Genomic DNA, 12,677 nt, shown 5'->3' with positions numbered 1-12,677 from the left:
AAACAAGGATTAAGGAAAGGAATAAACGGATGACAGAGACCAAGACCATTACTTTATACACCCGAAATGGCTGCCCTTTGTGTGACAAAGCAAAAGCAACGCTGCTTGAATTAAAAAACAACTTTGATTTTGAGTTAAAGGAACTGGATATTCAGCAGAGTGACGAGTTAACGGAACGTTATGGATTAATGATACCAGTCGTTCACATCAATGGCGAAGAGGTTGGATTCGGCTATATTGACAAATTTGACATAAGTAATCGTTTGCAAGAAAAATTTCTAAGTAAATAAGTTGAAATCAATTTTCACTCCTGTTACAATGTAATCGTACTAGGGGTGATTTTTTTTAGCGTAGGTGGGACATAATATGTCTATGGTGGACATTTTTTGACCAACTACATATAATAAAGGAGCATGCGAAACGTGCAGTCATTCATTGATATCCAAAAAAGATTATTACCCGACCTTCTTCTTGTCTTACAAAAAAGATATTCTATCCTTCGTTACATCGGTTTTATGCAGCCGGTAGGGAGAAGGAGTTTAGCTGTTAGTCTTGGGTTTACTGAAAGAATTCTTCGTAGTGAAGTAGATTTCCTTAAAGAGCAAAATCTTATTTATATCAATAATATTGGAATGAGTTTAACTTCTGAAGGGAAAAATTTACTAGAGGATTTGGAAGGTTTAATGCGAGAGCTAAAGGGTATTGATGTAATGGAAATGGAATTAAAACACCGGCTTGGCATCAAGAAGGTAATCATCGTACCAGGTGATAGTGATGAATCACCAATGGTTAAAGGTGAGTTGGGCAAAGCGACTGCCATTTGCATGAAAAAACTTCTAGAGGGAAAAAATATTATCGCTGTAACGGGTGGCTCAACCATGGCCGCTGTGGCGGAAAGATTAACACCTTCGACTACGGATAAGGAACTTTTATTTGTCCCAGCTCGAGGCGGAGTTGGTGAGGATGTCGATAATCAAGCAAACACGATTTGCTCGAATATGGCCAAAAATACCGACTCAAAACATCGTGTCTTCTATGTTCCAGATCAGGTTAGTTCAGAAATTTATGAGTCCTTAATCAGAGAGCCTGATATTCATGAAGTTTTAAATTTAATTCAGTCAGCTAGCATGGTTATCCATGGAATTGGAGATGCTATCACAATGGCTGAACGGCGAAAGACGAACCCTGAAATTAAGCGGAAGCTTGAAGAGGGGAAGGCTGTTGGCGAAGCTTTTGGTTATTATTTTAATGAACAAGGCGAGATCGTTCATAAGGTGCTTACGATTGGATTACAACTGGAAGACTTGACACATATCCCTCATGTACTTGCTGTCGCAGGCGGAGCATCAAAGGCAAAGGCCATTAAAGCATATTTAAAACAAGCACCATCATCAACTGTACTTATTACAGATGAAGGGGTAGCAAAGAGGTTATTGAAAGGGTAAATCCTTTTTAAATAAATTTATCTTTACCTAATTAAAGGAGGAAATTAATCATGACAGTAAAAGTTGGTATTAATGGATTTGGACGTATTGGTCGTAACGTGTTTCGTGCGGCTTTAAACAATAGCAATATCGAGATCGTTGCAATTAACGATTTAACAGATGCAAACATGCTTGCACACCTTTTAAAATATGATACAGTTCACGGAACTCTTTCAGAAGACGTAACTGTTGACGGTGAATACCTAGTTGTTGGCGGACAAAAAGTAAAAGTTATCGCTGAACGCGATCCAGCACAACTTGGCTGGGGCAACCTTGGCGTAGATGTAGTTGTAGAATCAACTGGCCGCTTCACAAAGCGTGAAGATGCAGCAAAACACCTTGAAGCAGGTGCGAAAAAAGTTATCATCTCTGCTCCAGCAACTAACGAAGATATTACAATCGTTATGGGTGTTAACGAAGAGAAATACGATGCAGCTAACCACCACGTTTTATCAAACGCTTCTTGTACAACAAACTGTTTAGCACCATTTGCTAAAGTATTAAATGATACTTTCGGCATCAAACGCGGTATGATGACAACAGTTCACTCATACACAAATGACCAACAAATCCTTGACTTACCACACAAGGACTACCGTCGTGCACGTGCAGCAGCTGAGAACATGATCCCAACTTCAACTGGTGCAGCTAAAGCCGTTGCTCTTGTATTACCAGAACTTAAAGGTAAATTAAATGGTATGGCAATGCGTGTTCCAACTCCAAACGTATCTGTTGTGGACTTAGTTGCTGAATTAGAAAAAGATGTAACAGCTGATGAAGTTAATTCAGCATTAAAAGCTGCTGCTGAAGGTCCATTAAAAGGTATCTTAGCTTACAGCGATCTTCCATTAGTATCTAGCGATTACAATGGTGCTACTGTTTCTTCAACTGTTGATGGTTTATCTACAATGGTTCTTGAAGGAAACATGGTTAAAGTATTATCTTGGTATGACAACGAAGTTGGTTACTCTAACCGTGTTGTTGACCTTGTAGATTACATTGCTTCAAAAGGACTTTAATTGATAGCAGTTATTCTTAACAATCTATAATCATGCATGGTATTCCAAAGGGGAGCGGGGAGGATTCCCCCTCCTTTTTTATTGTAAAAAGCCAAAATAGATGGAGGTCCTTTACATGAATAAGAAAACACTTAAAGATATCGATGTAAAAGGAAAACGCGTATTTTGCCGGGTGGATTTTAACGTCCCAATGCAGGATGGAAAAATCACTGATGAAACGCGGATTCGTGCTGCCTTACCAACCATTCAATACTTAATGGAACAAGGGGCAAAAGTTATTTTAGCCAGCCATTTTGGCCGTCCAAAAGGGAAAGTCGTTGAAGAAATGCGGTTAACTCCAGTTGGAGTAAGACTTTCTGATCTTCTTGGTAAAGACGTGAAAAAAGCTGATGAGGCATATGGTGATTCTGTTAAGGCATTAATTGCTGAAATGAATGAAGGCGATGTCCTTCTTCTTGAAAACGTGCGCTTCTATCCTGGAGAAGAAAAGAATGATCCAGAATTAGCTAAAGCATTTGCGGAACTTGCTGATGTGTATGTTAATGATGCCTTTGGAGCAGCACACCGTGCCCATGCTTCAACGGAAGGAATCGCCCATAATTTACCTGCTGTATCCGGCTTCTTAATGGAAAAAGAACTTGATGTTCTTGGTAAAGCACTTTCTAATCCAGAACGTCCTTTTACAGCGATCATTGGTGGTGCGAAGGTAAAGGACAAAATTGGCGTTATCGAAAACCTTCTTGAGCTTGTAGATAACCTCATTATTGGCGGTGGACTTGCTTATACCTTTGTAAAAGCACAAGGTCATGAAATTGGAAAGTCCTTGCTTGAAGAAGATAAGATTGATTTGGCAAAATCCTTTATGGAAAAAGCAAAACAAAAAGGTGTTAATTTCTACATGCCGGTCGACGCAGTCATTGCGGATGATTTCTCTGCAGATGCTAATTCTAAAGTGGTCGCAATTGAAGAAATCCCATCTGATTGGGAAGCACTTGATATTGGTCCAAAGACAGCTGAGATTTATCGCGAAGTGATTCAAAAATCAAAACTTGTTATTTGGAATGGACCTATGGGTGTATTTGAAATTGATAAGTTTGCTGGAGGCACAAAAGCTGTAGCTGAAGCACTTGCACAATCAGAAGGTACATACTCAGTGATCGGCGGCGGAGACTCAGCAGCAGCAGTTGAAAAGTTCAATTTGGCTGATAAAATGAGCCATATCTCTACAGGCGGAGGCGCTTCTCTAGAGTTTATGGAAGGTAAAGCACTTCCAGGGGTTGTCGCATTAAACGATAAATAATGGACAATGTATGAACCTTTCCTAACAATGCTGGCTAGGATAGAAAAGATTATATAAAATAAAAACAATTGCAATAAAACGTACTAAGAAAGGATGTGTCACCATGCGTAAACCAATTATTGCAGGTAACTGGAAAATGAACAAAACTCTTTCCGAAGCGAAAAGTTTTGCAGAGGAAGTAAAAGGGCTTGTTCCTTCTTCCGATAAGATGGAATCTGTTATTTGCGCACCTGCATTATTTTTACAAAGCCTTGTTGAAGTAACACAGGACAGTGAGGTAAAAGTTGGTGCTCAAAATATGCACTTTGAGGAAAGCGGTGCTTTTACTGGGGAAATCAGCCCGAAAGCTCTTGCTGACCTAGGAGTTCAATATGTTATTATTGGACATTCTGAACGTCGTGAAATGTTTAATGAAACGGATGAGTCTGTTAACAAAAAGGCGATTACTGCATTTAAATACAATTTAACTCCAATTGTTTGCTGTGGAGAAACGTTAGAACAGCGTGAAAACGGTGAAACCAATCAATTAGTGGGCAATCAAGTAGCTAAAGCATTGGCAGGTCTAACTGAAGATCAAGTAAAACAAACAGTAATTGCTTATGAACCAATTTGGGCTATCGGCACTGGTAAATCATCGACATCTCAAGATGCAAACGAAGTCTGTGCCCATATCCGCCAAGTGGTTGCGCAGCAATTCTCTCAAGATGTTGCCGATGTTGTAAGAATTCAATACGGCGGCAGCGTGAAACCAGAAAACATTAAAGAATATATGGCACAGCCTGATATTGATGGTGCATTAGTAGGCGGAGCAAGCCTTGAAGCACAATCTTTCTTAAAGTTACTGGAGGCAGGACAGTATGAGTAAATCTCCAGTTGCATTAATCATCCTTGATGGTTTTGGCTGCAGGAATGAAACAAAAGGGAATGCTGTTGCACACGCGAAAAAGCCAAACTTTGACCGGTTATGGAGCACCTATCCACATTCTCATTTAACCGCATCAGGTGAGGCGGTTGGACTGCCTGAAGGCCAAATGGGTAACTCAGAGGTTGGTCACTTAAATATTGGTGCCGGCCGGATTGTTTACCAAAGCTTAACCCGTGTAAATATTGCTATTCGTGAAGGTGAATTTGAAAAAAATGAAACCTTTACAGGAGCAATGGAACATGTAAAAAAACATGGGACTGCCCTTCATTTATTTGGCTTATTGTCTGATGGGGGCGTTCACAGTCACATTCAGCATATGTTTGCCCTGCTGAAACTTGCTAAAGAAGAAGGCGTAGAAAAAGTATATATCCATGCCTTCTTAGATGGGCGGGATGTTGGTCCTAAAACAGCAGAGACATATATTCAACAGACACTGGACAAAATGAAGGAATATGGCGTGGGTGAATTCGCAACCATTTCCGGCCGTTATTACTCTATGGACCGCGATAAGCGCTGGGAACGCGTTGAAAAATCCTATCGTTCCATGGTGTACGGCGAAGGACCATCTTATTCGAACCCATTAGATGTTGTAAAAGATTCTTATGAGCATGGAATTTTTGACGAATTCGTTTTACCATCTGTTATTACAAAAGAAGATGGGCAGCCAGTGGCAACGATTCAAGATAATGATGCTGTCATCTTTTATAATTTCCGACCTGACCGTGCCATTCAAATTTCTAATACATTCACAAACGAAGATTTCCGTGATTTTGACCGCGGACCTAAGCATCCAAAGCATCTATTCTTTGTCTGCTTAACACACTTTAGTGAATCAGTAGACGGATATGTTGCTTTTAAACCAACAAACTTGGATAATACGTTAGGTGAAGTATTATCACAAAATAATTTGAAACAGCTTCGAATTGCCGAAACGGAAAAGTATCCGCATGTAACGTTCTTTATGAGCGGTGGCCGTGAAGCCAAATTCCCTGGAGAAGAACGAATTTTAATTAATTCTCCTAAGGTTGCTACCTATGACCTTCAGCCTGAAATGAGCGCATATGAAGTAACCGAGGCATTACTCAATGAAATTAAAAATGATAAATTTGATTGCATTTTGTTAAACTTCGCTAATCCAGATATGGTTGGACACTCAGGTATGTTAGAGCCAACGATCAAAGCCATTGAAACGGTCGATGAATGTTTAGGTAAAATTGTTGACTTAATCCTTGAAAAGGGCGGAGCAGCCATTGTGACGGCTGACCATGGTAATGCCGATGAAGTGGTCACCCTTGAAGGTACACCAATGACAGCACATACGACGAACCCTGTTCCTGTTATTGTAACGAAACAAGGTGTAGAACTCCGTGAAGGCGGAATTCTTGGCGATTTAGCGCCAACCATTTTAGACTTGTTAAACGTTGAAAAACCAGCCGAAATGACTGGTACTTCATTAATAAAATAATTTATTTTTAAGGAGAGAAATTAAATGCCATATATTATTGATGTATACGCTCGTGAAGTATTAGATTCCCGTGGTAACCCTACAATTGAAGTTGAAGTAACTACAGAATCAGGTGCATTTGGCCGCGCTTTAGTTCCAAGTGGTGCTTCTACTGGTGAATACGAAGCAGTTGAGCTTCGTGACGGTGATAAAGGACGTTACCTTGGAAAAGGTGTACAAAAAGCCGTTGAAAATGTAAATACCATTATTGCTCCACACCTTGTGGGTGAAGAATTCAGCGTTCTTGATCAAGTAGCCGTAGATAATGCATTGATTGAATTAGATGGTACTGAAAACAAAGGAAAATTAGGCGCAAATGCGATACTAGGTGTTTCTTTAGCGGTTGCACGTGCAGCAGCTGAATATGTTGGACTTCCTTTATATCAATACCTTGGCGGGGTTAACGCAAAACAACTTCCAGTACCAATGATGAACATTGTGAATGGCGGCGAACATGCCGACAACAACGTAGACATTCAAGAATTCATGATCATGCCTGTAGGTGCACCAAGCTTTAAAGAAGCACTTCGTATGGGTGCTGAAATTTTCCACACGTTAAAAACAGTTCTTAAAGGCAAAGGCCTTAACACAGCTGTAGGTGACGAAGGCGGTTTCGCTCCAAACTTAGGCTCTAACGAAGAAGCCCTTCAAACGATTGTAGAAGCTATCGAAAAAGCTGGCTACAAGCCTGGCCAAGAAGTATTTTTAGCAATGGATGCAGCATCTTCTGAGTTCTACAACAAAGAAGACGGCAAATACCATCTTGCTGGCGAAGGTGTTGTTAAGACTTCAGCAGAAATGGTTGACTGGTACGAAGAACTTTCTTCTAAATACCCAATCATCTCAATTGAAGACGGCTTAGATGAAAACGACTGGGAAGGCCACAAATTATTAACAGAGCGCCTTGGCAAAAAAGTTCAATTAGTGGGCGATGACTTGTTCGTAACAAATACTAAGAAACTTGCTGAAGGTATTGAAAAAGGAATCGGTAACTCCATCCTAATCAAAGTTAACCAAATCGGTACGTTAACTGAAACCTTAGATGCAATCGAAATGGCAAAACGTGCTGGCTATACAGCTGTTGTTTCCCACCGTTCTGGTGAAACAGAAGATAACACAATTGCAGACATCGCTGTCGCAACAAATGCTGGTCAAATTAAGACAGGTGCGCCATCTCGTACAGATCGTGTGGCTAAATACAACCAATTGCTTCGCATTGAAGACCAATTAGGCGAAACAAGCCAATACAACGGACTTAAATCTTTCTATAACTTGAAAAAATAATTTTTCAAATATCTAATGGAAACCTCTGACTATGTGGCAATACCACTTGGCCAGGGGTTTTTTATTTCCCGAGAGCCGTCACAATAACGACTATTGTCTAAAGGGAAATAATATGTTAAATTTAATATACTGTGAATTGTACGTCTAACAGGAGGTGGCTTACATGCATGCATTTGTCGTAACATTATTAGTGATCGTAAGTATTGGTCTGATTGCGGTTGTTTTGCTTCAATCGGGTAAAAGCGCTGGATTATCTGGTGCCATTTCAGGTGGTGCTGAATCATTATTCGGTAAGCAAAAAGCACGAGGAATTGACTTAATCTTACACCGCATTACAGTGGTATTATCGGTATTATTCTTTATTCTTGCACTTGCTGTTACTTATTTTAAAATTTAATTTCTACAATCTGAACCTGGCATAAAGCCGGGTTTTTTATTTTTAAAGAAAACACCACAAGTCTTTTTTCTGGAATGTTCACCTCAACAATGCTTAAACTAAAATGAGTGAATTGAAATAAAAGGAGTTTTTAAGATGAAAGTTGCACCACCCAAACCATTTACCTTTGAGGGAGGAAAACGAGCGGTCTTGCTGCTTCACGGATTTACCGGCAACTCGGCCGATGTCCGTATGCTAGGACGCTTCTTAGAAAAAAAGGGCTATACCTGTCATGCCCCTCACTATAAAGGACATGGAGTGCCGCCTGAAGAGCTTGTCCACACCGGCCCAGAGGACTGGTGGAAGGATGTCATGGATGGGTATAATTTTTTAAAAAATAAAGGACATGAAGAAATTGCTGTTGCTGGTTTGTCACTTGGCGGCGTATTTTCTTTAAAATTGGGATACACTGTACCTATAAAGGGTATTGTACCTATGTGTGCCCCGATGTATATAAAAAGTGAAGAGGTTATGTACCAAGGAGTTCTTGAGTATGCTCGCGAATATAAAAGACACGAAGGAAAAACAACCGAGCAGATAGAATTGGAAATGAATGAGTTTCAAAAGACACCGATGAATACGTTAAAAGCACTGCAACAATTAATAGCAGACGTTCGTGAAAATGTAGACATGATCTATGCGCCAACTTTTGTCGTTCAGGCTAGGCATGACAAAATGATTAATACCGAAAGTGCAAACATTATTTTTAACGAAATTGAGTCAGTCCAAAAGGATATTAAATGGTATGAAGAATCAAGTCATGTAATTACATTAGATAAAGAACGTAATCAATTACATGAAGATGTCTTTACCTTTTTAGAAAAATTGGATTGGCACGATTAATATAACACCCACTAAGGAGGGATATGCTTGGAGGATAGCATTCAAAAGCATATTGATAAGCTTTTGCAATATATGAGAGATGAGGCTTATAAACCATTAACCGTTCAGGAGTTAGAAGCCGCATTTGGAATTCAGGACTCTGGGGACTTTAAAGAGTTTGTTAAAGCGCTTGTCCAAATGGAAGAAAAGGGACTTGTTGTTCGAACCCGCAGCAACCGCTACGGTCTGCCGCAAAAAATGAACTTAATCCGTGGTAAGTTGATTGGTCATGCAAAAGGATTTGCGTTTGTGGTACCAGATGAACCTGGAATGGATGATATTTTTATTCCGCCAAATGAAACCAATACAGCCATGCATGGTGATATCGTTTTAGCACGTGTATCTTCCGAATCATCTGGAACTCGCCGTGAAGGCAGCATTATTCGGATCATTGAACGAGGCGTTCAACAAGTCGTTGGGACGTATGTCGAGAGCAAAAGTTTTGGTTTTGTCATCCCAGATGATAAAAAGTTTGCTAATGATATTTTTATTCCGAAAGCTGCTTCAAAAGGGGCAGTTGAAGGGCATAAGGTAGTCGTCAAGTTGATCACATATCCGGAGGGACGTAAAAGTGCTGAAGGTGAAGTAATTGAAATTCTTGGGCATAAAAACGACCCAGGTGTGGACATTCTCTCTATTATACATAAGCACGGTTTGCCGATGGCTTTTCCTGATGATGTATTAAAGCAAGCGAATGAAACACCAGATACGATAGATGAGAGTGAATTAGCCAATCGTCGCGACTTACGAAATGAGACAATTGTGACCATCGACGGGGCTGATGCGAAAGACCTTGATGATGCAGTTACTGTAACAAAACTAGACAATGGAAACTATAAACTTGGTGTCCATATAGCTGACGTCAGCTATTATGTAAAAGAAGGTACACCCATTGATGTCGAGGCAGAGGAAAGGGCCACCAGTGTTTATTTGGTAGACCGAGTTATTCCGATGATTCCCCATCGTTTATCAAACGGAATTTGTTCCTTAAATCCAAGGGTGGACCGTCTCGTTCTGTCATGTGAAATGGAAATTTCTCCAGAGGGGACAGTGGTTTCTCACGAAATTTTCCAGAGCGTCATTAAAACAACGGAGCGGATGACGTACTATGATGTGAATCGGATTTTAACGGATAAGGATGAAGAAACTCGCGCCCGATATGAGTCACTTGTCCCGATGTTTGAAATGATGGAAGAGCTTGCCGCTATACTCCGTAACAAGCGGATGAAGCGAGGGGCCATCGATTTTGATTTTAAAGAATCAAAGGTACTGGTTGATGAGGAAGGAAAGCCAACCGATGTTGTTATTCGCGAGCGTTCGGTCGCGGAGAAATTAATTGAGGAGTTTATGCTCGCAGCCAATGAAACCGTTGCGGAGCATTTCCACTGGCTCGAAGTACCGTTTATTTACCGGATTCACGAAGATCCAAAAGAAGATAAATTACGGCGATTCTTCGAATTTATCACGAACTTTGGTTATATTGTGAAAGGGACTGCCAATGATGTGCACCCTCGAGCCCTTCAAGAAATCATTGAAGAGGTGCAAGGTAAACCAGAAGAAATGGTGATTTCTACAGTCATGCTGCGCTCCATGCAGCAAGCAAAATATTACCCTGAAAGCCTTGGGCACTTTGGGTTAGCAACAGAGTTTTATACCCATTTCACATCGCCAATTCGCCGCTATCCTGATACGATTGTTCATCGTTTAATCCGCACCTATTTAATTGAAGGAAAGCTTGATGAAGCGACCAGGGAAAAATGGAATGCCCGTTTACCGGAAATTGCTGATCATTCTTCGAAAATGGAGCGCCGCTCGGTCGATGCTGAACGCGAAACCGATGACTTGAAGAAAGCAGAGTACATGGAGGATAAGATTGGCGTCGAGTATGACGGGATTATCAGCTCGGTTACCAACTTTGGTATGTTTGTAGAACTGCCTAATACGATTGAAGGACTTGTCCATGTCAGCTATATGACTGATGATTATTACCGTTATGATGAGCGCCATCTTGCGATGATTGGCGAACGGACCGGTAATGTGTATCGGATTGGTGATGAAATTACGGTTCGAGTGGTTAAAGTTAATAAAGACGAACGTTCAATTGACTTTGAAATTGTCGGCATGAAAGGGACACGCCGTGAGAGACCAGAGACATCGAGGGTTTTTAACACGGGCAGCACGACCCATAAGCCGCGTCGAAACAAACAAGGCAGCGATCAAAAACAAGGCCGGAATCGCAATGGTCAAAAGTCGGAAACAGGCGGTACTTCTCAAGGTGCTAAACCTAAAAAGAAACGAAAATTTTACGATAACGTTCCAAAAAACAAAAGTAACAAGCGGAAAAATAAATAACAAACGGAGGAGGCTCTGCCAAAGGGCCTCTTTTCATTTATATCCAGCTCCAGGTCAATACGCTGCTGACCAGGGCGCTTACGCTTTTCATTGTATAGGATAATGGATTCTGCTAAAATAAGTCCATAGAGTTGAGGTGAAACAAATGCCAAAAGGTTTAGGAAAAGTAGTCGCCCAAAACAAAAAGGCTTACCATGACTATTTTATTGAAGAAACATACGAAGCAGGAATTGTTCTTCAGGGTACAGAAATTAAATCAATTCGTGCCGGGAAGGTCAATTTGAAGGATGCTTATGCACGAGTTCAAAATGGGGAAGCGGTTCTGTTTGGGATGCATGTAAGTCCTTATGAACAGGGAAACATTTTTAATCACGATCCATTGCGAACAAGGAAGTTGCTGCTTCATAAACGTGAAATCAATAAACTGCTCGGGGAAACAAAAGAAGCAGGTTATGCAATAGTGCCATTAAAACTTTATTTAAAAAATGGCTTCTGTAAGGTTTTAATTGGGTTAGCAAAGGGTAAAAAGAATTATGATAAGCGCGAATCACTCAAGCAGAAAGAAGCGAAGCGTGAGATTGAGCGGGCTTTTCGTGATCGTCAAAAGATGTAATTGGAAATTATTTTACAAATAATTACAATTGAAAAGTATGCAAAGTGTGTTATAATAAGTTTGTCGCTAAGTTAAGCGGCTGAAACTTTTGCTCTTACATTCATGGAGCAATCCTAACGTCTGATGCTAAATCTTTAAGTAGATTTACGCTCATTTTATATGGGGACGCTACGGATTCGACAGGGGTAGTTTGAGCTTAGGTTGCGAGTCGAGGGGATCGGCCTCGTTAAAACGTCAAAGCCATAACTGGCAAAACTAACAACAACTTAGCTTTCGCAGCTTAATAACTGCATAGCTGTTCGCCCCTCCATCGCCTATGTGGTAGGGTAGCGGACTCACTCTTAGTAGGCTACGCCGGAGTCCACCGCCTGAGGACGAAGGAAGAGAATAACCAGGCTAGCTGACCGGACGCCGGTCGATAGGCAAAAGGCTCAGCGAAACGCCAATATATCGACTACACTCGTAGATGCTTAAGTGCCGATATCTTTGGACGCGGGTTCGATTAGTAATTTAGTCGCCTTGTGTGGTAACACACAAGTGAAAATCTGGCTTTATCGGTGAAACCTACGTCACATAATTGTGATAAGGCAATGCCGAGCGGTATGTGGAGTAATCCAACAGCCGTGTATCGACTTATAGGCTGCCATATTTTATGGTAGTACTAGGATGCAGAACTTCTACCTTGATGTGGTAAATTTATGTTCCGCATAAAACGCCAGAGGGCCTGTTTTAAAAACAGGTTCAAGATATAGTCAGTGCCATGACGAAAGCATGGAAACGCACGTCCCGCCGTCTCCACCATACATAGGTGGATAACAAGACCAGCAGAAATGTTGGTCTTTTTTATATACATATTTATATGCTTACATTGAAAACCC

11 protein-coding genes and 1 other RNA gene are annotated in these 12,677 nt (G+C 40.8%); all 12 read left to right on the top strand.

Annotation, left to right across the window (positions count from 1 at the left end):
- Positions 1 to 29 precede the first annotated feature (29 nt).
- The 12 genes from AC4E8C_RS19865 to ssrA all read left to right on the top strand — a co-directional run bounded on the left by AC4E8C_RS19865 (position 30) and on the right by ssrA (position 12,304).
- Positions 30 to 290 (top strand): glutaredoxin family protein, encoded by a 261-nt coding sequence (locus tag AC4E8C_RS19865; RefSeq protein WP_490208356.1) that lies wholly within the window; start codon positions 30 to 32, stop codon positions 288 to 290.
- Between the two features lie 132 nt (positions 291 to 422).
- Positions 423 to 1,445: a sugar-binding transcriptional regulator gene (locus AC4E8C_RS19860; RefSeq protein WP_490208355.1), complete on the top strand. Its 1,023-nt coding sequence runs from the start codon at positions 423 to 425 to the stop codon at positions 1,443 to 1,445.
- A 50-nt stretch (positions 1,446 to 1,495) separates the two neighbouring features.
- Positions 1,496 to 2,503: a type I glyceraldehyde-3-phosphate dehydrogenase gene (gap, locus tag AC4E8C_RS19855; protein WP_490208354.1), complete on the top strand. Its 1,008-nt coding sequence runs from the start codon at positions 1,496 to 1,498 to the stop codon at positions 2,501 to 2,503.
- Positions 2,504 to 2,618: 115 nt separating this feature from the next.
- Entirely contained in the window at positions 2,619 to 3,803 is a 1,185-nt protein-coding gene (locus tag AC4E8C_RS19850) for a phosphoglycerate kinase (protein WP_490208353.1), read from the top strand.
- Between the two features lie 103 nt (positions 3,804 to 3,906).
- Positions 3,907 to 4,668 carry a triose-phosphate isomerase gene (gene tpiA / locus AC4E8C_RS19845; protein ID WP_490208352.1) on the top strand — a complete coding sequence of 254 codons (762 nt, stop codon included), beginning with the start codon at positions 3,907 to 3,909 and terminating at the stop codon, positions 4,666 to 4,668.
- Positions 4,661 to 6,193 (top strand): 2,3-bisphosphoglycerate-independent phosphoglycerate mutase, encoded by a 1,533-nt coding sequence (gene gpmI, locus AC4E8C_RS19840; protein WP_490208351.1) that lies wholly within the window; start codon positions 4,661 to 4,663, stop codon positions 6,191 to 6,193. The genes tpiA and gpmI overlap by 8 nt, the downstream gene beginning before the upstream one ends.
- A 24-nt stretch (positions 6,194 to 6,217) precedes the next feature.
- On the top strand, positions 6,218 to 7,516 hold the full coding sequence (gene eno / locus AC4E8C_RS19835; RefSeq protein ID WP_490208350.1) for a phosphopyruvate hydratase: 1,299 nt from the start codon (positions 6,218 to 6,220) through the stop codon (positions 7,514 to 7,516).
- Positions 7,517 to 7,679: 163 nt separating this feature from the next.
- Entirely contained in the window at positions 7,680 to 7,913 is a 234-nt protein-coding gene (secG, locus tag AC4E8C_RS19830; protein WP_490208349.1) for a preprotein translocase subunit SecG, read from the top strand.
- Positions 7,914 to 8,048: 135 nt separating this feature from the next.
- A complete protein-coding gene (locus AC4E8C_RS19825; protein ID WP_490208348.1) occupies positions 8,049 to 8,795 on the top strand; it encodes an alpha/beta hydrolase in 747 nt (248 codons plus the stop codon).
- 27 nt (positions 8,796 to 8,822) lie between these two features.
- Positions 8,823 to 11,186 carry a ribonuclease R gene (rnr, locus tag AC4E8C_RS19820; RefSeq protein WP_490208347.1) on the top strand — a complete coding sequence of 788 codons (2,364 nt, stop codon included), beginning with the start codon at positions 8,823 to 8,825 and terminating at the stop codon, positions 11,184 to 11,186.
- Between the two features lie 145 nt (positions 11,187 to 11,331).
- The gene (gene smpB / locus AC4E8C_RS19815) at positions 11,332 to 11,799 is read left to right on the top strand and encodes an SsrA-binding protein SmpB (RefSeq protein WP_490208346.1); all 468 of its coding nucleotides are present in this window, start codon (positions 11,332 to 11,334) and stop codon (positions 11,797 to 11,799) included.
- Between the two features lie 169 nt (positions 11,800 to 11,968).
- Positions 11,969 to 12,304, top strand: a transfer-messenger RNA (tmRNA) gene (gene ssrA / locus AC4E8C_RS19810).
- The last annotated feature ends 373 nt before the right edge of the window (positions 12,305 to 12,677 follow it).

This window comes from Neobacillus sp. SRL179 (assembly GCF_984799095.1).
This window is presented reverse-complemented; position numbering and strand designations above follow the sequence as displayed.

Coding starts and splice junctions, on each gene's coding strand:
- AC4E8C_RS19865 (WP_490208356.1), top strand. CDS start 30: ATGACAGAGACCAAGACCATTACTTTATACACCCGAAATGGCTGCCCT.
- gap (WP_490208354.1), top strand. CDS start 1,496: ATGACAGTAAAAGTTGGTATTAATGGATTTGGACGTATTGGTCGTAAC.
- AC4E8C_RS19850 (WP_490208353.1), top strand. CDS start 2,619: ATGAATAAGAAAACACTTAAAGATATCGATGTAAAAGGAAAACGCGTA.
- tpiA (WP_490208352.1), top strand. CDS start 3,907: ATGCGTAAACCAATTATTGCAGGTAACTGGAAAATGAACAAAACTCTT.
- gpmI (WP_490208351.1), top strand. CDS start 4,661: ATGAGTAAATCTCCAGTTGCATTAATCATCCTTGATGGTTTTGGCTGC.
- eno (WP_490208350.1), top strand. CDS start 6,218: ATGCCATATATTATTGATGTATACGCTCGTGAAGTATTAGATTCCCGT.
- secG (WP_490208349.1), top strand. CDS start 7,680: ATGCATGCATTTGTCGTAACATTATTAGTGATCGTAAGTATTGGTCTG.
- AC4E8C_RS19825 (WP_490208348.1), top strand. CDS start 8,049: ATGAAAGTTGCACCACCCAAACCATTTACCTTTGAGGGAGGAAAACGA.
- smpB (WP_490208346.1), top strand. CDS start 11,332: ATGCCAAAAGGTTTAGGAAAAGTAGTCGCCCAAAACAAAAAGGCTTAC.